Below are 22,927 nucleotides of genomic sequence, written 5' to 3'. Positions count from 1 at the left end.
ATTATGTTTTTAAAAATTTTTTAAGAAATTAAGTCAAGATATATTTTTTATTTTTTTTAAATTCATTAAATTTTTGTTTATTGATTTTAGAGTAGGAAATGAATTTAAGCACAATTTTTATGAAAATTTATAAAAATAATTATCTAACAATTAGCTAATAATTGCCAATTAATTGGGCTGAAAGCCCAATTAATTTGAAAAATTTACAATTTATTTAAAAATTTTTTTATTTTTTTAAAGTCTGTTGTCTTAATACTTCATAAATAAGAATTCCATTAGCAACAGAAACGTTTAAAGATTCAATATTGTTGTGCATAGGAATTTTAATTCTATAATCTATATGTTCTTCTAGTTTAGGAGAAATTCCAAAGCCTTCATTCCCTAAAACAATAATTGTTCTATCGTGAAATTTCATAGAAAAATAATTTTTAGAAGGCTCTCTAAGAGAGGCAGCGTAACTTAAAAAATTTAATTTTTTAAGCTCTTGAAGAGCTTTTGAAAGATCTTTTACTTGAATTAATTGCATTTTTAGGGCATATCCTTGAGAAGTTTTCAAAACAATATTATTCAATTTTGTGTTATTTGAAGAGGAATAAATTAAGTAATTTATTCCAGCAGCCAAACAAGTTCTAATAATAGCGCCAAAATTGTAAGGATCTTGAATTCTTTCTACCATAAGTAATAAGTTAGGTGTTTTTTCTTTTATTAAAAGGATTTTCTTAAATTCTTCAAAAGATAATTGTGGTTTGGAGTTCAAAACTGCAAAAACATTAGAGTATTTAGAATCAAATTCTTTTTTAAGAGCTTTTAATCAAGCTGGATTCTGTATTGAGTATGGGATATTAAGAGATTTACACATTGAAATTAAATTAGTTTGATTATTAGTTAAATAAATATGTTGAATTAATTTTCTTAAAGAATTATCTTTAAGAATTTCTAAAACACTTTTTTTTCCATTAAGCATTAATTGTTTTTTTAAATTAATCATTCTTTAAGGAAGAATTCCTTTTTCTATTAATTTAGCTCTTAATTTATCTGCTTTTTTATAATCTTTTTGTTCAATTAGTTCTAATCATTGATTAGCTTCCTTTATATCTTCTCTAGACATATTTTCTATGGTAAAGCCAAGCAGTTCCAAATTATTTTTTATTTTTTTTCAATAAAAATAAATTTCTTGGTATTTAGAAGCTTTAATAGCATTTAATAAAGATTTTTTTAAATCCTCTAATCAAGAAAGAAGTTCAGGCAAATTGAGATCATTCTCCAAATGGTGGAGCAATATTTCATCTGGTTGCACTTCTTCTTGCTCATCTGATATCAAAGCATGACTACTATTCAACAAAATAATTTCAGCATAATTTAAAGCTGACAAATAACCCTTTCATTCAGCTCAATAAGAAGATAAAAGTTCTTGATCTATTGTAAAGGGTTTTTGATATCCAACTTTCATAAAAAGATATCTTAGGAAATTTCAAGAAAATTGTGAAGCGCAATCTTCAACAGTTAAGCTATAATTGCTTGATTTAGAAAGTTTTCCTTCTTCATTCAAAACTTGTCCCACATGAACTCAAATTTTTGCTAAATCCTTTTTATGTCAAAATCTGCACAATAAATTCTCATTTTCGTGATGGGGGAATTTCAAATCAACTCCTCCTCCATGAATGGTAATCGGCACTTCAAAATTTTCATCTATCATTGAAAAACATTCTATATGTCATCCGGGTATTCCAGGAAATCAAGGAGAGGGATAAGAAATAGGAGTATTATTATTTTCTTTTCATAAAGCAAAACAACTTTCTTCTTTAGAAACATCATTTCCTGAAAAATAACTTAAATTTTTTGATTTTGTAGAGCTTAAAAATTTAATAGTTTGGGTTTTTTTATCTCATATTGCTTTTTTCTTTTTTAAAAGCGCAGCAATATGAAAGTGAATATTTTTCATATGAGCACTTACTTTGGGCAAATTATCTGGAAAAACTATATTTAAATTTTTCAATATATTAAGGAAAGATTCAGTATATTGATCAGTAACCTCTTGAACTGTTTTTTTTTCTTTATGAGCTTTTAAAAGAATTTTTTCATCTATATCTGTTAAATTTTGAACATATTTGTAAGGATATTTTTTTATCCTTAAATATCTAATTAAGAAATCAAAAATAACTATAGGTCTTAGATTACCTATATGTAAATAGTTATAAAGAGTAGGCCCGCAAAGATAAATAGAGATAAATTTTTCTTTAGAAATACTTTTTTTACTTTTAGAAAGTGAATCAAAAAGTAAGAGATTCAAGGTATTTATTGCTTAATTTTTATAAAATTAATTTAAATAAAAAATGGCTGTAAAAGTAGCTGTAATAGGCTGTGGAGCTGTGGGCTCCTCCTTCTTATATTCAGCTATTCACCAAGATTTAGCAAGTGAATATGGAATAATAGATTACAACAATGAATTAGCTAAAGGTCAAGCTTTAGATTTAGAAGATAGTACATTATTTTTTAAAGCACAATCAAAGGTTAGGGCAATAGATTATTGTGATTTGCAAGATTATGACTATGTTGTGATTACTGCCGGAAGACCTCAAAAACCAGAAGAAACAAGATTGCAAATGGTTAGGGATAATGTAGAAATAATAAGGGTTATTGCTGAGAAAATTAAAGATTCAGGTTTTTCTGGAATTGTTTTAATTTGTTCTAATCCTGTAGATGTATTAACACATGCATTTAGACAGATGAGTGGCCTACCAACTAATAAAGTTATTGGTTCCGGAACAGTGCTTGATAGTTCCAGATTATTAATTAAAATTTCAACTTCTCTTAAAGTATCTCCAAATTCTATAGAAGGAGCCTATGTATTGGGAGAACATGGAGATAGTTCCTTAGTAACTTTTTCTCAAATTAGAGTTGGAGGGAGAACGATTAATAGATGCGAAGAAGATCATTTTGAAGGTTCACCTTTCTGTTGTTCTGATTACGAAGAAAAATTAGAAAAAGAAGTTAGAAGAAAAGCATATGAAATAATCTCTAGAAAAAGAGCTACTCATTATGGAATTGGGGCAGCTTTAGCGAAAATTCTGAGTGCTTTTATATATGATACAAATGAAGTTCTCCCTTTAAGTGTTGGATTGAATGGTGAATATGGATTATCAAATGTGACTTTAGCACTTCCTACAATTGTAGGTAAAGAAGGTATAAAAGAAATAATAGTTTTTCCATTAAGTGATAAAGAAGAGAAGAAATTGATTGAATCTGCTAAAATAATTTCTTCAAATATTGACTCAATTAGAGACTTGATTTAAAAATTTTTTCATAACTCCTTATATCCCCCGTTGGGGGAATAAGGAAGAAATCGAAATTAAAAGATTAAGTTTATGAACTATTAAATTTTTAGAAATTTCATGATATTTTTCAATTGTTTCTTTTTTTATTTGATTAATAGGTTTTTCAAGCATTCATCTAACACAACATATGAAATCAACAACAATAATAGAAAAAATTTTCTTTTTTGTAAGCCCAACTGTTTGAGATAAATATTTTTTAACTCAAGGAGGGGGTTTTTTTGATAGCTTAAGAAGATCAGAACATTGAGGAGAAACTATATTTATTTATTCCGGAGTAGCTTTAGTAATTCTTTTTATAGCTACTTTAATTCTTTCTTTATTGAATATTGCAGTAGCTACGAAAGAAGGACTTAAAGAATTGAAATTTATTTGTTATTCTTTATGTTTTCCAATGCTTGGAGGTATATTTGCTTTCTTTTTGTTATTCCATTTTTTGATGCTTAATAGAAATAAAGAGATATTTAAAGCTTTCGGGAAAGTCCCTTTAATTAATACTTTTTTAAATTTCTATTTAAATTTTTTTATCAATAGGAGAAAAAATAATTTAAAAAAAGCTAGTTTTGTAAATATAAATTTTTTGAATTCTTCAAAAAAGATAAAAGTTGCTTAAAAACTTAAGCTTTTAATTCAAAAAGATCAATTTTTGGGCTCTTTTGTGAGTTCAAATGTATTTTTCCCCAAGTTTAATACTTTAACCAATTCATCTTCAAAAATTAATTTATAAGAAAATAAAGCAATTGATTCAGAGCTTAAAAATTGTTTTTTTCAATTAAAATCCTTTTCTTTAAATTGTTTTTTTAAGTTTTTATTGAAATATTTTCTGTCTCCGGCAATTGGATGCCCTAAATGTGCCAATTGCGCTCTAATTTGATTTTTTCTGCCAGTAACTAACTTTATTTCTACTATAGAATAGTTAGGAGTTTTTTTAATTCCTTTAACTAAAGAAATAGCGAATTTAGTTCCATAATTTTCTCGCTCTAAAACTTTAACTTTGGTTGATTTATCGAGAATTCAATTTTCTAATTGCATTTCTTTAAGAGGAAAGCTCCCTAAAACAATTGCTTTATAAAATTTTTGAATTTTTCTTTCTCTAATTGCTTTAGAAAGAATTGAATGAGCTTTAGCATTTTTAGCTGCAATTAATAAACCTTCAACAGGTCTATCTAATCTATGAATAAATTTAGGCCTATAAGTACTTTCTGAATCAATTGTTTTTATATAGGCTTGAAGTAATTCTTCCAAAGAATAATTTTTTTTAGAAGAATCTGGTTGAATTATTTGGTTAGCTTTTTTATTAACAATTATTAAGTTTTCATTTTCAAAGAATATTTGCGATTTTATTGAAGTATTAAGTTTTAAATATTCTTTTTCTAGTGGTTTATTTTTTTTCTTTTTAAAGCTAGATAAATCAGGTAATAAATAAATTTTGATAATATCGCCAAATTGTAATTTATACTGGAAATATGAAATTTGATCATTTAAAAGAATATGTTTAAGCCTTAACTCTTTAATAATTAATAATTTAGTGTAATAAGGAAAGTGCAATTTAATATATTTTCAAAGTGTATATCCTTCTCATTTGTAGTCAGTAATTTTTAATTCTTCATAATTTTTCATTATTTTTTAGAACATTAAATAAAAATCTAGTTTATTGTAAATTTTTAATTTTTTCAATAATTTGGCTTGCATTTTCTAAAAAATAGTCATAATTTTTTTCATGATAATTCAAATTAATAAATAATTCTGAAATTATTTTTAAGGTTTCTTTAGAATGTTCTTTTTGATAATTTTTAACTATTTCTTTAAAATCCTCTAAAGATTTTTTATCTTTCTTGTGGGAAATAGTAATAAAGCTTATTTAGAAAAGGAAATTAAATAAGTAATGGAATTAATTTCATTCCCTAATAATGAAAGTGCTAAATATAAAATGATTGATTTATTTGCTGGAATCGGAGGAACTAGATTAGGATTTCATTTAACAGGAGAAGTAAAAACAGTTTTTAGCAGTGAAATAGACAAATTTTCTAAATTAACTTATTTTTATAATTTCGGAGACATTCCGGAAGGAGATATCAGAAATATATCTACTGAAAATATTCCTGATCATGATATATTAGTTGCAGGTTTTCCTTGCCAAGCTTTTAGTCAAGCCGGCAAAAAACAAGGTTTTAAGGATGAGAGGGGAATTTTATTTTTTGAAATTGTCCGAATTCTTAGAGATAAGAAACCAAAATCTTTTTTATTAGAAAATGTAAAAAATTTAAAAACTCATAATAAAGGAGAAACATTTCAAATTATTCCAAAAAGTCTTCAAGAATTAAATTATCATATTACTCATTGCCTTTTAAAATCAAGTGATTTTGGAATACCACAAAATAGAGAAAGAATATATATTGTTGGCTTGCAAAAGATTTAGTCTTTTCATATAAAGACTTTAAAATGCCTTCTCCAACTTTTCAAAAAACTAAAGTTGGGGAAATATTAGAGAAAGAGGTAAGTCATAAATATACTATTTCTGATTTATTATGAAAAGGCAATCAACGAAGAAAAGAAGAACATATTTTAAAGGGAAGGGGTTTTGGTTATTCTTTATTTGATGAAAATAGTATTTATACTAATACTATTTCAGCTAGGTATTATAAAGATGGAAGCGAAATATTAATAAAACAAAAAGATAAAAATCCTAGAAAATTAACCCCTAGAGAATGTGCGAGACTTCAAGGATTTCCTGATAATTATTTAATACCTGTAAGTGATAATCAAGCATATAAACAATTTGGAAATTCGATAACAGTTCCTGTTATTTTTGTCATAGCCAAAGAAATTTTAAAAGTATTAAATAATTAAATAATTTATGAGTATTTAAAACACATAGTTAAATAATATGGAGGATCAAACTGTAAGAAAAGTTAGAACAAGATTTGCCCCTTCTCCCACAGGAGAATTTCATATAGGGGGATTAAGAACTGCTTTGATTAATTTTTTATATTCAAAACAAAATCACGGAGATTTTATTTTAAGAATAGAAGATACTGATCAATCTAGAAATCAAGAAGCACAAATTCAAAGAATTTTAGATAATCTAGAAGCTCTTTCATTAATACCTGATGAATCTTTTGCATCTCCAGGCATTTATGGGCCTTATCTTCAATCTCAAAAAACAGAAATTTATAAACGAAGAATTCAAGAATTAGTTACAAAAGGAAAAGTTTATAAATGTTTTTGTACAGAAGAAGAGCTAAAAGAAGAAAAAAAAGATAATCCATATTTATATTCCGGTAAATGTAAAAATTTAATGGAAAAAGAAATTGAAGAGAAAATGAAGAAAAATATTCCCTTTAGCTATAGATTGAAATTGGATAGCTCAAAAATTTATGCTTGAAAAGATTATGTAAGAGGAGAAATGTCTATTCCAGCATCTTCTATGGGAGAAATAATATTAATGAGAAGTAATGGACTTCCAACTTATAATTTCGCCGTAGTTGTTGATGATTATGAAATGAATATTTCAGATATTTTTAGAGGAGAAGAGCATATTTCTAACACACCTTATCAAATAGCTTTGTATGAAGCTTTTGGGTGGGAAGAAAATATGCCTAATTTTGGACATCTTTCTTTATTAGTTTCTGAATCTGGCAAAAAAATATCTAAAAGAGATGCTGAGGCTGAAAAATATTCAGTGGAATATCTTTTGAGCTTAGGATACTACCCAGAAGCTCTTTTAAATTATCTTTTACTTTTAGGGTGAAATTTAGGCGAGCAAGAATTTTTTAATTTAAAAGAAAGTGTTAAGAACTTTACAGTTGAAGGATTAAGCGGCTCTCCTTCTGTATGTGATCTCAAAAAGTTAGATTGAATGAGTTTTTCATATTTAAGCAAAATGGATGCTCATCAATATTTAAATTTTGTATTACCTTTTTTTAAAGGCAAAATAGGAGATTTTCAATTGTCTGAAGAAATGAAAAAAGAATTTGCTTTAAGATTTAGAACAAGAGTTAAATATGCTCTTGCATTAGAAGAAATTGCAAAAGAGTTCTTTGGAAATGATTATTTAAATGAAAAATTTATTAAAAAACTTAAATTAGATGCATCTAATTTGGAGTTCATTCAAAAAGTTTTAAATTTCTTGAAAGAATATAAATTTGAGAAATGATCAGAAATGGAAGCAAGATTATTATTAAAAAAATTATTTTTTATTTTTGAAATGTCTAAACAAGAGATTTGTCATAAATTGAGATTTATTTTAATTGGAGAGGAAGAAGGGTTGCCAGTTCATTCTACTTTCTTTTTATTGGGAATAGAAAGAATTTGCAAAAGATTAGAGTCTTCTTTAAAAGAATTAAAAAAGGCAATTTAAAATCCTATCGTTTTCTAAACCCCATTTAGATCTTCCGGCCATCGGAGGATGGCCGTTTATAAAAGATCCTATTCACGGAGAAATAAAGTTTGAAGGATATTCATTTTGACTTTATGGATTATTAAATACTGAAGAATTTCAGAGACTTTCTTCTATTAGTCAATTAGGCTTTTTACATGAAAATTTTCCAGGAGCCACCCACTCTAGACTCTTACATTCTTTGGGGGTTTTTGCTTTAACTTCTAAATTTATTTCTCATTTTCTTTCTTTAGGGGATTTGACTCTTAAAGATGATCAATTGGAAATTGATTTAGCTTTAGCTTGCGCTCTTCTTCATGATTTAGGGCATGGACCTTTTTCTCATTTTTTTGAATGATTATTTCCTGCTTTCTCTCATGAAGAAATGACTAGAAGAATAATTATTAATAAAGAATCAAAATTGTATTCTTTATTGGCAGAAAGATCTAGAGTATATGGAAAAGAAGATTCCTTTTTTTCTCAAGAAATAGTAAATATTCTCTCTAAAAAAAGCGAGAGAAAATGAATAGAAGAATTAATTTCTTCGGATATTGATGTCGATAGATTAGATTATTTATTGAGAGATAAATATTTTTGTGGTAGTTTTACTCTCTCTATAGATCCTCATTTAATAATTAAATGAACAAGACTTTTGAAATTTAATGGAAAAAGAAAATTAGCTTTTCTTCAAAAAACTAATTATCAGAGATATTCTTTATTACTAGCTAGAGAATATATGCAGAGAGAGGTTTATTCCAATCCTTCCGCTTGCTCCTATCAGGTTATATTATTTTCAATTTTTCAAGAATGAAAAAAAGTTTTTACTTCGGAATTTGAAAATGATAAAAAATATGAAATATTATTTCCTCTATTTAAGAAAAAATTAGAAGAAATAAAAATTTCTGAATTTCTTAATCTAAGAGACTATATTATTCTTTCCAAGTTAGATGAATTATTTTGAGAATTAAAGAATAAAAATTCTCCTTCTCTTTCTTCTTTATTTTCTCTTTTATTATTATTCAGGGGAAATACAGAAGAGAGTCAGCATATATTAGTGAGAATGCTTCCCGAAGAGTTCAAAGAATTTAATATTTTTTCCTCTAATTCTTCTATTAATGAAAAAGAATTAATACAAGTAAAAAGTATTTCTTCTTTAATAGGAGAAAAAACAATTCCAAAAATACAGAGGTTGAATTATTTTGATTTGGACTCTAAAAGCTTTAAAGAATTAGAATTGAGCTTCCCTTTTCAGGAAGAAAGGGAAATAAATTTTGTTCTTTTAAATAAAGAACTTTATTCTAAATGATTAAACTCTAAAAATTAATTAATAGAATCTATTTGGATGAGTAAATTAAGCTTGAGAACATTAATTAGTATAGCTAATGATGTAGCTATAGAAAGTTTTGGAGAATCAAGCTTTACTTTTTCTTCTTTGTGGGCCAAAACTTGAACAAAAGCAAAAGATTTTAAAAAAGAAAATATTGAGGATTGAATATCTTCTTTTTATTTAGAAGTTTTGGGAGATCCAAGATTTGTTTATATAGGAAATAATATGTGAAAACTTAGAGAATTTATGGGTTTAGCAGAATATTTAAAAGTTATGGGAAAAAGATCAAAAAATATTGTTTTTTCAGAAAAAGATTTAGATGATGAAGATTCATCTTCTTTGGAAGAAACTACAGAGGAATTAAAGGATGAAGAGGATGAAGATAGTGATTTGGATAGTGAAGAAGAAGATGATTCTTCATCATCTAATAAAGAATATGAAGAAAATGAGGAGTTAGGGCAAGAAGGGAGCGGATATCAAGGAAGAATAAAGAGTAATGAAGAAGAAGATGAAGAAAGTTTTGAATAAAAAATAAATTGGTGCTCCTGCCCAGACTCGAACTGAGATGATATTCTCTATCAGTAGCTTTTGAGACTACCGTGTCTACCAATTCCACCACAAGAGCGTAGCTAAATAGTTTCAAAAAAGTTTAAATTCTTTAGTTTTTTACTAAAGAATTTTTTTCCTTTCAAAAAAATTTTAGTTAACTTTATTTTCTAACTTTTTTAAACTGAAATTAAAAAAACTTCCAAAGTTATTAACTCCAGAAAATATAACTGAAGAAAATGTTAGATTAATAGAGTTAGATGGAACTTCTAAAATAGTGTCAAAAGAGGAAGCTTTTTCTATTTCTAAGGAAAGAGATTTAGATTTAATGATTGTGAATAGTTCAATTAAGCCAATTGTAATTAAATTAGTTAATTATCAAGCTTTTGTTCAAGAACAACAAAAACTTGAATATAAATCTTCCAAAAGAGAGAAAAATAAAGGAAATAAGATGAAATCTATTGCTCTCAAATTAAAAATTGATCAACACGATTTAGAGTGAAAAATGAAAAAAATGAAAGAGTGATTGCTTGGTGGCGATAGAGTTCAATTAATTATTAAAACCCCTTTTGACACTACTGAAGTAAAATCTCCAGTAGCTGATAATTTATTAAATAGAATAAAGGAATTATTAAAAGATGAGGGAAAAACAATAGAGCCATTAAAGGGAGTTAATAAAACACAATATACTTGTATTTTTTCCCCTATAACTAAAAAATCAAATGATAAAAGTGAAGAGAAAAGTTATTAAGACTAAACTAATAAACTTTAATTAGAGTAAATGGTACTTAATAAGAAGAATTTATTAGTTAAATTAAGAAAAGAAACTTTAGCTCCCTTCGGGGAGTGCGCTAAAGCTTTAGAAGAAGCTAAATATGATTATGAACAAGCAAAAAAATTACTTTTTAAGAAGAGTATTAAGCAAAGCGTTGCTTCAGGATTGGGGGATACAGATTTTCCGGAAGGAAAAATATTTAAAGTAGAACTTCCGAAAAATAATACAATATCTGCTCTTTTTTGCATTAGAGCAGAAACTGATTTTGTAACTAATTCTGCTGATTTCAAAAAATTAGCTGAAGAATTATCAGCAATTCTTCTTGATTATTTATCTTCTGGACAAACTTCTTTGGATTTAGAAGGATTTTTGAAATTAATATCCCCAAAAGATCAATTGTCTATAGAAGAAAAAGTTTCAGCTCTTTCTTCTATAACTAAAGAAAAAATAAAAATTACTGATTTGATTATTTCTCCTCAAGAAGAAAAAGATATTATTTCTTTAGCTTATGTTCACCATAATGAAAAATTAGGAGCTATTCTATCTTTAAAAACAGGGCCGAAAACAGATTTAAAAAATATTGCAGAAATTAGAAAATTAATACTGCATTATGCCGCTTCTTCTAGTTTATTTTTGAATGAACAAGAAATTTGTCCTAAATGATTAGAAGAAGAAAAAAGTAAGTTAAAAGCTAGCTTACTGGAAAAAAATCCTAATATTCCTAATATTGACAATATTATTAATAAACAAATTAAACAAATTGTATCTAAAGTTACTTTTTCAGAACAACCTTTTATATTAGATCCAAGTCTCTCTATTTCTCAAATATTATTTCATAATGATTTAACTCCTATTTGAGGAAAAAAAATTGTCCTTTCTTCTTAAATACTTAAATAGCTTTAAAATAATTTAGTTTTTTAGAAGAAAAAGAAAAAACTTTAGCTTAATTAAGCTAAGTTTTAAAATTTTTCTGTTTATTCTTTAGTGTTAGTGTTGAAAATTAATTATTAAGAGTAAGTTAAAAAAATATAGAAATTATCAATAAAAGCTTTTAAACAACACGAAAAAATTTATTAAAAGATAATGATGAAAATTTTAATAAGATTAGTTTTTAATATTTTTATGCTGAATAGATTTGGGGGGGGAGATGGAGCTTTTTAAAAGAAAAGAGAAAAATCTTCTAAAAAATATAAAAAGGCCCTTGAGGGGTCCAAAATTTAGGAAATTTAATAGTAAATTTAAACAAATAAATTACAGTCAATTAGAAAGAGAGCTATTTACACATGCAATAGAAAAAATAATTGAAAAGCTTAAAAATTGAAAAATAAAAACACCTATTCAAAAAATAAAAACTCAAAAGTTTTGTAAAAGAAATTGGTGAAAAATGATTATATTCCTAATATTTCAAACTATACCTGCAATGATGTTATATCTTCTTTTCGCTATAAATGAATTTGAGTGGGATTGAAGTGAAAGAGATCCCATAGTTTTATTTTTGACTATATTAGTAATGCTCTTTATTGTGGCAATATGATTTTTATTGGAACTTTGTGCAGCAGAAAAGTGAAAAGCTTTCAGAAAAAGAAAACGAAAATTTAGAAAAATAAAAATTTTTGGAAATAAAGAGATTTACCCTGTAAAACGTTATTTATCAGATGTTAAATGTGATGAATGAAATCGAAAATTGGAAATATTAGATCAAAAGATAAGAACAACATTTGACTATTAAGTTTATAAGAGAAATATTTTCTCTTTAAATACTTAAATGAAATTAGTTTTGTAACTAGAAAGCTTTATTAGTGATTTAAAAAATTAAATAACTTATACTTTTAAAGACTTCTAATTATTAATTATTAGTAGAAAAAATAAACAATTAAGTTATGTTTTTAAAGTCTTTTTTCACTTTAGTTCTAGGAAGTGGAGTAGGCGCTCCCTTAATGATTACTATGAAAAAAATTTTTGAAATGGATTTAATGCCTGCTGTATTAAGAAATTCTGAAATTAAAGCAGAGATAAAATGATCAAAAAAGAATTCCAAAAATAACGTAGGAGCTTTAATAGATAAATTAGGTGAAACTAGAATTGCAAAAAAACAAGAAAAATCTAATAATACTGTAATTTTGGGAGTTGTTTTGACAACTTCAATACCTTTCGAAAATAAGATTTGCAAATCATTGGGCTTTGATTCCAATTTAGGAAACAATATAAAAAATGAAGAGGGAAGGAGAGTAATTTGTGAAACAAATTTGGATAGAAAGGAAGCCCTTTCTAAGGGAAATAAATAATAAAAGATTTAATTATTTTCTTGAAGTTGAAGAAATTTGTCTTATTGAAATATTCCCGTAAGTCCCCTAAAATAAGTAAAGTATTAATTTTTTAAGAAAGTATTTTGAATACTTTTCATACTTTATCAGCATTATTTTCTACAGGAGCTGTAGTTGGAGGAGGAGTTACTTTCTGAGTTCCTCCCAGATCAGAAACAATTGCACATACTATTTATCTTTATAACGAAAAAGGAATTTCTAATGTTTTGAAGATAGGGAAAAAATCTCAGTTTAGTGAAAATTTTTTTGAAAATTTTGAAAGTCTTTTAAAAGTTGGGGATAATAGATGAGAGCATAAAAGTCTTAATTATAGTCTCGGTAAGCTATCTAATACTTCTTGACGAATAGAAGGAGTTAGTATTCCAGAATCTTACAATTGATCATCTATGCACGGAAATTTAAATTCTGAAAATAAAGGTGGTTTTAACGGATCTATCACGTTTTATGCAACTGGAATCAAATGTAAGGAAATGGAAGATAAAGTTAGGGAAAATAGTCCAGATAATAAGAGTAATTCAGTTTCCTTTACCTGTAAAGAAGATTCAGAAGTAAGAAATTAAATTCAATGATTTTTCAGAATCTCTATTTTTAATATCATGAGTAATCAATCATTAATAGTTTTATTGACATCAGGAACTGTCATTGGGGGGGGCATTACTTTTTGAATTCCAAATAGCTCTGAGGTTAATGCCCGAACCATCTATCTATACAATGAGAATGGAATTGCTGATGTCTTGAAAATAGGAGAATCCAATGTAAAAACTTTTCCTATTAATTTTGAAAGTCTTTTAAAAGTAGGGAAAAAACGATGAGAACACCAAAGTGAACGTTACAATTCAAACATAAATTCCAATACAACATGAAGGATAATTGGTAAAGATTCCAAACAATCTTCACATTGAAAATCTATGCATAAATCCGCATTTACCGAAAATAATAGCAATTTTAGAGGCTCCATAAAGTTTTATTTATCTGGTTATGAATGTCAAACTTTAAAAGAAAAAGTTTTAAAAAATTTCAACCAAGAAGTTCCTAAACAAACAGAAAAAGAAAAGAATTTGTTTATTTGTGAATCAGTAAAAAAGAAATAATTTATAAATTATGTTTTTAAAATCCTTACTTACATTAACTTTGGGGAGTGGCATGGGTATTCCTTTAGTCTCTTCATTAAAAAAGATTTTTGAAGCTGATTTAATGCCAAAAACTTTAAAAAATTCTGATATTAAAGTGGAGATAAAATGAACTAACACAGAAGAGAGCGAGAAAGCAGCTTCTTTAATAGATAATTTTGGAGAAGCAATAAAAGGAGATGGAATAATAAAAACCAATTTAGAGACTCAAAGAAACAAAAATTCTTTGATATTAGGAGTAGTTTTGGAGAGTTCAATTTATTTTGAAGATGATATTTGCAAAACTTTAGGTTTTGATTCAAGCTTAAGTAATAACTCTATAGGAAAGGAAGCGTTAAATAAAATATCTTGCGAAACTAATTTACATAGAAAAGAAAAAATTGCAAGAGGAGAATATAATTAATAAAATTTTTAATTTATTGAAATTGTAAAATTTCCTCCTAATTTAAAGGGGGAGAGAGAAAGACAATTCTTTTTGAATCTTTAATTACTAATTACTAGTAATCAACGATTAATTGGGCTCTTGACTGTAGGTTCTTCAATTGGCGGAGGAATCACATTTTGAGTTCCGAGCAGCTCTGAAGTGAATGCTCACACAATTTACCTATACAATAAGAGAGGAGTTTCTGAAGTGTTAAAAATAGGTAAAAAGGAAGGAAACGACAGAAATAATTTTTTTAATTTTGAAAGTCTTTTGAGAGTTGGAGATAAATATTGAGAACATCAAAGCTCTAATTACACTTCTGGAAGAAACACATCTTGACGAATAAGCGGAGATGAAAATAAATCATCACAGCATTGAAACTCCATGCACCATAAAAATAAAATGCTTCATAAAGGAGATGAAAATTTTAGTGGATCCATAAAGTTTTATTTATCAGGCTTTAAGTGTGAGGATTTAAAAGATGAAGTTTTAAAAAATAGCTCACAAGAAGTTAGTGATTATGAACAAGTTAATAAAGCAATTGCCTTAAATTGTTAGAAATTTAAATGTTATTATTGAAACCTTTATTTACATTAATACTTGGCGGCGGAATAGGAGCTCCTGTTGTCGCAACATTAAAAAAAACTTTTGAAGTTGATTTAATGCCTTTAACTTTGAAAAATTCTGAAACTAAATTAGATATAAAGTGAACGAAAGAAAATGTACAGGGAGTGGGATCTTTAATAGATAAATTAGGAGAAGTTTTAAAAAAAGATAGTAGTAAAGATAATAATACACAAACTTCTATCAAAAAAACTGTTATTTTTGGGGTAGTTCTAGAAAGTTCAATTTTCTTTCAAAAAAATATTTGTAAAGTGCTAGGATTCGATGCAAATTTAAAAGAAGCTGAAGGGAAAGAAAAAAATAACGAAGTTATTTGTGAGACAAATTTAAATCGAAAAGAAGCAATAGCTAGAGGAGAAAAAGGGTAATAAAAATTTTTAAATAATTCATTAAAAATCTCCCTTTCGGGGAAAATTAAATTTAAGTGGGCTACAATTAATTTCAAAGTAAAAATTTAAAAGAGAAGTTTTAAATAATGTTTTTAAAAATTCTAAGCACTTTAATGCCGTGGGCCCCCCTTTAGGAGCTCCAAAAAAAACTACATTAACTTTAAAGAGTGCATTTGAATATCGGAATATACACGAATTTAAAGACATCTAAAGTTTTGATCAAAGTTAAGTGAATTGGTAAAAATAATAAAGAAAAAGTTGGTAAAACAATAGATAATTTAAAGTAGAAAATAAAAAAGGGAGAATATCTCCCCCCCCTCTCTAAAAAATTATTTATTAATTACAAAATCTGAAAGTTCAAATTTGTAATCTAAATCAATTTTTATTCTTGATATTTTCAGAAATTTTTTGATTTGTTCTACATTTTCTAAAAGACTATTTCTTATTTTTTCTTCTTTGATTTCTTGTAAATAAGAAAAAAACTTTTTTTCTGTTTTAAATTGATTAATTATTTTTTGAGCTGTTTTAGCTCCAATTTGTGGAATTCCAGGATAATTATCCGATGAATCCCCAGTTAAAGCTTTAAATAAAGGTATCTGAAAAGGCAATAAATTTTCATTTAATTCAGCAAAATTTAAATGATTATTAATTTCTATTTGAAAAGATTTTTTAATTCTATAAATAGAAATTAAATGAGTTACTAATTGTAAAAAATCTTTATCAGTAGTAAAAATATCTACTTTGAAATCAAAATCTGATAATTTTTTAGAAATAGTTCCAGCTAAATCATCAGCTTCATAACCTTTAGGAGCGAAAATTACAGTCATACCTAATTCAGATACTTTGGAAGTAGCTTCAGCAAGTCAATTTAGAAGCTCTTGGGGCATTGGATCTCTATTAGCTTTATATTCAGGAAGTAATTCAGTTCTGAAGCTTTTTCTATCAATGTCAAAAAGCATTGCCCCATAAGCGTAATTATTTAAATTTATTCATTTACGAGTTTGAAATAATAGTAAATTCATAAATTTTCTCTTACTTTCATCCCCAACAACTTCTTTTCCTCTTAAATCCAATGCATAAAAACATCTATATATAAGAGAGCTTCCATCAATTAAAATCGCTCTTTTTATCATAAGTTAGTAATTAGTTTATTTCAAAATTAAACTTTATATCTATTTTTTAAAAATTTCTTTATTTTTAGTAAAGGCAATGTAGAACAAAATGAAAAAATTAAGTTTTAAATAAAGTTATAATATCCCCTTTTAAAGGGGATAATATTGGTTAAAAATTTATTTTTTTGTGACTGTTAGAGCGAGATCAAGAAAAGCTATATTTTTTAATTTCCGGAGATTGTCATCTATTTTCATTTTTGTCAAAACAACTTGAAGAGCGAGAGTTTTTGTGTTGTGGATTTAAGTGTGAGTGTCTGCGATAATGTTGCAAATGGGATTGATAATTGTTATTGTTATGGTAGTTAGTTGATTGAGTGTAATTCAAATATCTTTTAGCGCTACTTCGAGATAGATATTTTTCAGTTTGTGGATTTGCCATTAATCCCATTTCTTTGTGACGGTGTTGTACATTGGAACTTGAATTTAAATGATGGTGATTAGATTGTTGAGTGCGTTGTGAATGTCTTTTAGTTATATTTTTTTGGACTTGTGGATTAGCCATTCATTTTATATCTTCAGGACATAAATCTTTTTTATAAAGTGGTACACGTCAAGGTGAATGAACATGTCCGCGGCAAAAATATTGAAACGGAACTGTTTTTATATTATTTTGAGAAGGCATGGATTTTTGCATAATTTGAGATCCCTTATTTAATGTTGAATTACTTTGAACAGTATTTTTTGTTTTTTTAATTAATGTCTTTGTGGTTGACGGAGAATTTTCAATGATTAAAGATGAGTAGGATACTTGATTTGTTGAATTAGTTTTTAGGCTAGTAGAAGCTTGTTGAGAATTAGAATTTTTATTTTTACTTGATTGATCTCTTTCTGGTGTTTGAGTTGTAAGAATAGATATTATTTCAGTTGCCCCCTCCACCTTGTTATTTATTATTATTGTTTGCTTTTGAATATGATTTGCAGAATTATCTAATTTTTCTTTTTTAATTTGTTTTTCAGGGCTTAAGACATTTTTATTATGAGCACTTACATGTGAAGAATTTTGTTGATAATCTTTAGAACTTTTTCTAGAAGCCTTAGCTTTTTCTATAGATTTCCGTTTTTTAGCAGTTCTTGCAGAAACTATAGAGCAATAAGGATTTTTACTTCACTTTTGTTTTTTTAAAGTTGATGCTAAATAAGTAGCAACTTTATTTGAAAACTTATTTTTTATACTTTTGTCTTTTACAACAAAACCTTTAAGAATTATTGGAGCTTCAGCTTCATCTTTTTGTATGAAATTAGTTTCTTCTCAATTAGATTCATTAGAAATAATGGGAGAGAAAATTTTTCCTTCAATTTCGGGAATTTTATTTGAAAAATAAATATTTTCTATATCTGTACCAACAAAATTTTTCTCTTCTTTTCTTAAAAATTCAATAGAAGGTATTTGGTAATTTACAGTTATTTCTTCTGAATGAATTTTTTGTTCTTGAGGTGAAAATATTTTTGAAACATTCTGACCGTTAATGTTTGAATCATAAACTTTTGATTCCAAATTTACATTATCTGAAGGGAAAATCATTTGAATCTCTTTATTAACAATTTCTTTTTTAGCTTCTTCTAATCTTGGTTGTAATTCATTAGTAGTAATTTCGAAGCTTTCTTGTCTTTTTGAAGGAATTACAACTTTTTGAACAGTTGATTCAACGATTGAACTATTTTTAATTTGATTAGAAAGATTTACTTCTTTATCACTATCCCATGAAATTTTCATTTCAACAGAATTAGAACTTTCTTCCTCTGACTCCCTGAATTTAAGTTCTTTTACTGTATCACTTACAACATTAGAAGATATTTTGTTGGAATTATTTTGTAATTCAGTAGAAGTAATGATTTGTGATTTTGGAGATAAAGAGCTAAATGTAGTAGTTGTCGAAGAATAAGTAAGAGGCACTTCATTTCTTTTTTCTTCTGGGAAAGAAATTACTAATGAATTTCCTTCTTCTACATTTTTATTTCTATCCGAAGAAAATCTTTTATCTTCTAAGACGAAAACTTCTTCTTTTATCTTTTGAGCAATAGGTTCTGTCTTTTGATATCTATAAACCTTTTCTTGTAAATGTCCATTTTTAAGGTTTTTTTGAGGATAAGAAATCACCATTTCTTTAGTTTCATTTCCATCTATTCCATATTTCGCAAAATATATTGTTGAACCGCCAGAAGCAGATACTCCCCCTAATAAAGAAATTGATAGTAAATGTTTTGCGCATGGAAACGCTGCCATATTTAGTTTGAAAAAATAATAGTTTTTATTGCTTTAGCTTTAAAATAATCTAGTAACAATTAGTTAATCGCCCTTTAGGACTATTCAAAACTTGTTTTTTTATTTCACTTGTTGACTCTTCAGCGCCCCCCCCAAAGAAAAGCTATTCTCCAAAATAAATAACTAAAACCAAGTTTCTTTTAATTGAACTAAAAAACACACAAAAGTATTCTACCATGAAGAGGTTAGAAGCTCAAAACTAATAGCTTAAAGTTGTATTAAAATAAAACGCCAGTTTTTAATTCAATGAAGGGCAATTCAATATTTTTTCATCCAAAATAATTCAATTATTTATCAGAAAAATAATCATTTCATTCAAAATTTAAGTTTTTATCTCTATTTTCTAAAAAACTCTTTTTTTCATCCTCAGAAAAAGAAAAATTTTTTTCATTTTCAGTATTTCCGAAGACAATCTTTTTATACAACAAATCTCAATAATATTCAAGAAATAAAGAATTTTCTCCTTTGGAAAAAATAGGTTCAAATCAATTCAAATAATTTAATTTTTGAATATCTTCTTTAGTTATTCCTTTAGATAATAGAAAAGATATTGCAGCTTCTAAATGAGAAACATTTTCTTTTAATTCTTTTTCATTTTTTTCAATCATTTGAAATAATTGAAGTGCTCCAAATTTAATTCCATTTAGTCCTATATAAAATATTTTTTTTTCTGTATCGAAAAAACCTGTATAGCTTACTTTTTTCAAACAATTGCTTAATTTTATTTGATATCCAAGAGAAATAATTTCGTTTAAACAATTTTTAGATAACCCTTCTCTTTTAATGGCAGAAATAAAAAATATTTCACTGTAATTAGCTTTTAAATATGCAGCCTGAAAGGATAAAGTAGCATACGCAACTGCGTGAGATTTATTGAAACTGTATTTTCCGAAAGTATTAATAAAATCTCAGCTTTTTTGTATTTCATTTATATTTCTTTTATTTTCAAGAGCTAATTGAAAAAATTCTTTTTTTAAATTTTCTAATTCTTCCATTTTTTGTTTTTGCAAGGCAATTCTATATTTATCAGTATTAGATAATTGCATTCCTGTTATTTCAAAAATAAGCAGCATCACTTGCTCTTGAAAAAGTATTATCCCTCTAGTTTCGCACAATATGTTTTTTATGGTTTGATTAAAAAATATATTGTTTGGGGATTTATAGTTCAAAAAAGCAGAAATATGTTTATTAATGCCTGGTCTAATAATGGCCAATAATTGAGCTAAATCGGAAATAGTTTCCAGCTTAAATAAAGGAATAATACTTTTTATATAAGGGCTATCCAAATGAAAAAGATAATAAGTTAATCCTTTATTTAATAACTCTCAAGTATTTTTATTTAAAAAATCTATTTCAAATAATTGAGAACTTGTTAATCCAACTTTTTTAATAACTTCTGAAAGAAATTCCAAATATTGTGAAGATAATAAATCAAATTTTTGTAGCAAAATATAAGAAGTTGTATTGTATTCTAAAGGAGTTATAGGCAAAATAGAATTTTCTTCTTTATAAGTATTTTCTAAAAAAATGGAATTTTTTCTTAATAATGGGATTATGGATGAGGGGTGAGCTTGAATGAGAAAAGGTATATCAATTAATTTGCTTAATAATTGATGTTTATTTTCTCATTCTGGAAAAACTTTAGATAGTGTTGGAGAAATTAGATTAACATTTTTGATTTTTTTTAATATTGAAGGAACAATAAAGTTTTTTTCTCCATAAGTATTTTTCAAAAAATTTAGCACTTCTACTCTTTTAGATCCTTCAATATCTATATCTAAGTCAGGTAATCTATTAGAAGATTCTGTTAAGAATCTGTCTAATAATAATCCATATTTAATGGGATCTATTTTGTTAATTCCTAATAGAAAAATAATTAAACTACTACAAGATGAACCTCTTCCAGGACCCATTAATATATTGGAAGAGGTTAAATATTTAATTACTGCTCAAATAATTGAGAAATATTCTCAGTATCCCTTAGAATCGAATAAATTGAGCTCTCTTTGAAATCTTTCTTGATATTGTTTTTTACTTTCGGGAGGGAATTTAGAAGTATATTTTTCTAGTTCGCTTGAACAATAAAAAATTATTTCTTTTCTTTCATGTGTTATGCTTTCGTGTTTTTCCTCGATTAGAGGAGACCTTAAAAAATAATATTTACATTCTTTAAGAATATTTATTAAGTTTTTAGTTCAATAAATATTCTTATTATCAGCTTCATTATTTAATAAATATGAATTGCTTAAATGTCTATTTAATTCCAATTCCCTAGAGTAATTACTTTTATTTTTAATAGCAGTAATTAAAGAGTAAAGTTCGTAATCTTCTTTTTTTAAAAATAAATTCTCTCTAATAAATATTCCTTTAGGACATTCAGAATTAGATAAATAAAAAATGTCATCTTTTCAGGGTTTTATATTTTCATCGCCTGAGATGAAAATCTTAATTATTTCATCTCATTTTTCTTCCCCTAAAGATATGTTTTTAAGAAAATTGCAAAGGAATTGGTATCCTTCAAAATTTTTTGGTATTAATAATCATTCTGAAGAATTTTTTCAGATGTAATGTAAAGATAATAAAGGAATTAATCCTTTTTGGCTAGCTTTTAAATGGAAAGTAGGAAAATGTTTAATTTCTTGACTTTCAGTAAAAAAAGAATGTTTATGATTATTTTTTAAACTAAATTCAATGATTTCTTCCATTGAAATAGTTGATTCAAAAAGAGAATGATTAGACTTAATGAATAATTGAGGAAAAACCAAAGCTTTTTTATTCATTTAAAAAGGGAGTTTACTCCCTTTTTAGTTTAGAAATTAGCCTTTTAAATGAGGAAAAGCAATAATTTCTTTAATAGATTTTTTTTGAAGTAAAAAAGTAATTAATCTATCTAATCCTATTCCAACTCCCCCAGTTGGAGGCAGTCCGTATTCTAGAGTAGAAATGTAATCATAATCTATTTCTCCTTGTGAGCTTTCTCTAGAGGCTTGAATTTTAAATTGCTCTAATTGAACTGATGGATCATTTTGTTCAGAAAATCCATTAGCTAATTCATTTCCATTAATGTAAAGTTCAAATCTTCTGGAAAATTTTTCATTTTTGAAATCTTTTTTAGCCAATGGAGATAATTCGGAACTAAATCCATAAACAAAAGTAGGATTTTTTAATTCAGGAATTATTAATTCTTCAAATAATTTTTCATATATACAGGCCCAATTTTTTTCATGCTCTTCCAATTGAATATTTCATTTAAAAGCAAGTTCTAACATTTCTTTTAAAGAGGGGGGATTATTTAAAAAATCTATTTTTAATTTAGAAGAAAGTAATTCTCAAATAGCTTTTTTTTCAAAATTTAAAGTAGGTGATTCCTTAGAAATTAATTTATTTAGATATTGAATTATATTTGCAGTGAGTTCTATTGTAGCTTCCATATCTAAATAAGAGGTATATATTTCTATAGAAGTAAACTCTGGATTATGCATACTATCAATTCCTTCATTCCTGAAGGATTTGCCAATTTCATAAACTTTAGTAAAGCCAGAAATAATTAATTTTTTTAAATAAAGTTCTGGTGCAATTCTAAGAAAAAGATCTTCTTTTAGCGAATTATGATAAGTTTTAAAGGGTTTAGCAATAGCTCCTCCAGCTATTTTATGTAAAATTGGAGTTTCAAATTCTAAATAACCTAAATTATTTAGATAATTTCGTAATTCAAAAATTAATTTAGATCTTCAACTCAATGAATTGAATAATTCTTCATTAGTAATTAGAGCCCCGACACGATTTCTAATTAATAATTCTGGGTCAGTAATGCCTACCCTTTTTTCAGGTAAAGGTTTTAAAGCTTTAGAAATAAGTTGAAAAGCTTCAACTTTTAAAGTAAGCATTCCTGTTTTGGTAGTAAATAAACTACCAAAAACACTTAAATAATCTCCTATATCTATATATTTGTTGAAGTGTTCAAATAATTCTTTTCCTTTATCTTCTTTTATATTTATGTATGCCTGCAATTTCTCTCCATTTTCTGAAAGAACAAAAAAAGTTTGTCTAATTGCTAAAATTCTACCTGCACAACAAAAAGGATTTGTGAGCTCTAATCCTTTAGAGATAATTTCGGCAATAGAAAAATTAATATCAACTTTTTCAATTTGATAGGGAGAATTGCCCTTCTTAATTAATTCATTTAATTTTTTTCTTCTAACTAATTCTTGATCATTAAGTTTTTTATTGTTATTCAAATCCA

At 26.3% G+C, this 22,927-nt stretch carries 23 protein-coding genes and 1 tRNA gene; 16 read left to right on the top strand and 8 right to left on the bottom strand.

Going from position 1 to position 22,927, the window contains the following annotated elements; translation table 4 throughout:
• Positions 1 to 226: 226 nt before the first annotated feature.
• Both rlmB and PRV_RS02375 read right to left on the bottom strand, forming a co-directional pair.
• Complete coding sequence (rlmB, locus tag PRV_RS02380) at positions 227 to 988, bottom strand: 23S rRNA (guanosine(2251)-2'-O)-methyltransferase RlmB (RefSeq protein ID WP_022770384.1); 762 nt, start codon at positions 986 to 988, stop codon at positions 227 to 229.
• 3 nt (positions 989 to 991) lie between these two features.
• Positions 992 to 2,290, bottom strand: a complete 1,299-nt coding sequence (locus PRV_RS02375; protein WP_022770380.1) for a class I tRNA ligase family protein — start codon at positions 2,288 to 2,290, stop codon at positions 992 to 994.
• A 43-nt stretch (positions 2,291 to 2,333) separates the two neighbouring features.
• Here PRV_RS02375 and PRV_RS02370 point away from each other — a divergent pair, with 43 nt between their 5' ends.
• Together PRV_RS02370 and PRV_RS02365 are read left to right on the top strand one after the other, a co-directional pair.
• The gene (locus PRV_RS02370; RefSeq protein ID WP_022770376.1) at positions 2,334 to 3,293 is read left to right on the top strand and encodes an L-lactate dehydrogenase; all 960 of its coding nucleotides are present in this window, start codon (positions 2,334 to 2,336) and stop codon (positions 3,291 to 3,293) included.
• Positions 3,268 to 3,945, top strand: coding sequence for a hypothetical protein (locus PRV_RS02365; RefSeq protein WP_022770371.1), 678 nt, complete (start codon positions 3,268 to 3,270; stop codon positions 3,943 to 3,945). The genes PRV_RS02370 and PRV_RS02365 overlap by 26 nt, the downstream gene beginning before the upstream one ends.
• On the opposite strand, the gene PRV_RS02360 is transcribed toward PRV_RS02365, so the two are convergent.
• Positions 3,942 to 4,952, bottom strand: coding sequence for an RluA family pseudouridine synthase (locus PRV_RS02360; RefSeq protein ID WP_022770367.1), 1,011 nt, complete (start codon positions 4,950 to 4,952; stop codon positions 3,942 to 3,944). The two genes, PRV_RS02365 and PRV_RS02360, sit on opposite strands and share 4 nt — an antisense overlap.
• Before the next feature lie 265 nt (positions 4,953 to 5,217).
• Here PRV_RS02360 and dcm point away from each other — a divergent pair, with 265 nt between their 5' ends.
• The 5 genes from dcm (at position 5,218) to rpoE (ending at position 9,565) form a co-directional block, all read left to right on the top strand.
• Positions 5,218 to 5,751 carry a DNA (cytosine-5-)-methyltransferase gene (gene dcm / locus PRV_RS03170; RefSeq protein WP_330216740.1) on the top strand — a complete coding sequence of 178 codons (534 nt, stop codon included), beginning with the start codon at positions 5,218 to 5,220 and terminating at the stop codon, positions 5,749 to 5,751.
• A gap of 23 nt (positions 5,752 to 5,774) precedes the next feature.
• Positions 5,775 to 6,182 (top strand): DNA cytosine methyltransferase, encoded by a 408-nt coding sequence (locus tag PRV_RS03165; protein ID WP_330216739.1) that lies wholly within the window; start codon positions 5,775 to 5,777, stop codon positions 6,180 to 6,182.
• A gap of 37 nt (positions 6,183 to 6,219) precedes the next feature.
• Positions 6,220 to 7,692 (top strand): glutamate--tRNA ligase, encoded by a 1,473-nt coding sequence (gene gltX, locus PRV_RS02350; RefSeq protein ID WP_022770364.1) that lies wholly within the window; start codon positions 6,220 to 6,222, stop codon positions 7,690 to 7,692.
• 220 nt (positions 7,693 to 7,912) lie between these two features.
• Positions 7,913 to 9,034, top strand: coding sequence for an HD domain-containing protein (locus PRV_RS02345; RefSeq protein WP_022770362.1), 1,122 nt, complete (start codon positions 7,913 to 7,915; stop codon positions 9,032 to 9,034).
• 18 nt (positions 9,035 to 9,052) lie between these two features.
• On the top strand, positions 9,053 to 9,565 hold the full coding sequence (gene rpoE, locus PRV_RS02340) for a DNA-directed RNA polymerase subunit delta (protein WP_022770360.1): 513 nt from the start codon (positions 9,053 to 9,055) through the stop codon (positions 9,563 to 9,565).
• A gap of 9 nt (positions 9,566 to 9,574) precedes the next feature.
• Here the strand turns inward: rpoE and PRV_RS02335 are convergent.
• Positions 9,575 to 9,662, bottom strand: a tRNA-Leu gene (locus PRV_RS02335).
• Between the two features lie 84 nt (positions 9,663 to 9,746).
• Between PRV_RS02335 and infC the strand changes: the two genes are divergently transcribed.
• The 9 genes from infC (at position 9,747) to PRV_RS02290 (ending at position 15,228) form a co-directional block, all read left to right on the top strand.
• The gene (gene infC / locus PRV_RS02955) at positions 9,747 to 10,334 is read left to right on the top strand and encodes a translation initiation factor IF-3 (protein ID WP_407937398.1); all 588 of its coding nucleotides are present in this window, start codon (positions 9,747 to 9,749) and stop codon (positions 10,332 to 10,334) included.
• A gap of 30 nt (positions 10,335 to 10,364) precedes the next feature.
• The gene (tsf, locus tag PRV_RS02325; RefSeq protein ID WP_022770352.1) at positions 10,365 to 11,243 is read left to right on the top strand and encodes a translation elongation factor Ts; all 879 of its coding nucleotides are present in this window, start codon (positions 10,365 to 10,367) and stop codon (positions 11,241 to 11,243) included.
• A 250-nt stretch (positions 11,244 to 11,493) separates the two neighbouring features.
• Positions 11,494 to 12,087 carry a hypothetical protein gene (locus PRV_RS02320; RefSeq protein ID WP_022770349.1) on the top strand — a complete coding sequence of 198 codons (594 nt, stop codon included), beginning with the start codon at positions 11,494 to 11,496 and terminating at the stop codon, positions 12,085 to 12,087.
• 151 nt (positions 12,088 to 12,238) lie between these two features.
• Positions 12,239 to 12,643 (top strand): hypothetical protein, encoded by a 405-nt coding sequence (locus tag PRV_RS02315; RefSeq protein WP_022770345.1) that lies wholly within the window; start codon positions 12,239 to 12,241, stop codon positions 12,641 to 12,643.
• Between the two features lie 104 nt (positions 12,644 to 12,747).
• Positions 12,748 to 13,242: a hypothetical protein gene (locus PRV_RS02310; protein ID WP_022770341.1), complete on the top strand. Its 495-nt coding sequence runs from the start codon at positions 12,748 to 12,750 to the stop codon at positions 13,240 to 13,242.
• A 36-nt stretch (positions 13,243 to 13,278) separates the two neighbouring features.
• A complete protein-coding gene (locus PRV_RS02305; RefSeq protein WP_022770337.1) occupies positions 13,279 to 13,773 on the top strand; it encodes a hypothetical protein in 495 nt (164 codons plus the stop codon).
• Between the two features lie 10 nt (positions 13,774 to 13,783).
• Positions 13,784 to 14,215: a hypothetical protein gene (locus tag PRV_RS02300; RefSeq protein ID WP_144062315.1), complete on the top strand. Its 432-nt coding sequence runs from the start codon at positions 13,784 to 13,786 to the stop codon at positions 14,213 to 14,215.
• A gap of 120 nt (positions 14,216 to 14,335) precedes the next feature.
• Entirely contained in the window at positions 14,336 to 14,794 is a 459-nt protein-coding gene (locus PRV_RS02295) for a hypothetical protein (protein ID WP_022770329.1), read from the top strand.
• Between the two features lie 17 nt (positions 14,795 to 14,811).
• Complete coding sequence (locus tag PRV_RS02290) at positions 14,812 to 15,228, top strand: hypothetical protein (RefSeq protein WP_144062314.1); 417 nt, start codon at positions 14,812 to 14,814, stop codon at positions 15,226 to 15,228.
• Positions 15,229 to 15,578: 350 nt separating this feature from the next.
• On the opposite strand, the gene PRV_RS02280 is transcribed toward PRV_RS02290, so the two are convergent.
• The 4 genes from PRV_RS02280 to lysS form a co-directional block, all read right to left on the bottom strand.
• A complete protein-coding gene (locus PRV_RS02280) occupies positions 15,579 to 16,382 on the bottom strand; it encodes a 5'-3' exonuclease (protein ID WP_022770319.1) in 804 nt (267 codons plus the stop codon).
• Positions 16,383 to 16,530: 148 nt separating this feature from the next.
• Positions 16,531 to 18,645, bottom strand: coding sequence for a hypothetical protein (locus PRV_RS02275; protein ID WP_022770316.1), 2,115 nt, complete (start codon positions 18,643 to 18,645; stop codon positions 16,531 to 16,533).
• Between the two features lie 326 nt (positions 18,646 to 18,971).
• Positions 18,972 to 21,464: a PHP domain-containing protein gene (locus tag PRV_RS02270; RefSeq protein WP_022770312.1), complete on the bottom strand. Its 2,493-nt coding sequence runs from the start codon at positions 21,462 to 21,464 to the stop codon at positions 18,972 to 18,974.
• A gap of 36 nt (positions 21,465 to 21,500) precedes the next feature.
• Entirely contained in the window at positions 21,501 to 22,922 is a 1,422-nt protein-coding gene (gene lysS / locus PRV_RS02265; RefSeq protein ID WP_236608063.1) for a lysine--tRNA ligase, read from the bottom strand.
• Positions 22,923 to 22,927 lie beyond the last annotated feature (5 nt).

It is taken from the genome of Mycoplasma parvum str. Indiana (genome assembly GCF_000477415.1).
Taxonomy (GTDB): Bacteria; Bacillota_I; Bacilli_A; order Mycoplasmatales; family Mycoplasmoidaceae; genus Eperythrozoon_A; species Eperythrozoon_A parvum.
The sequence above is the reverse complement of the archived record's forward strand: the minus strand, read 5'-3'. Positions and strand labels throughout refer to the sequence as shown.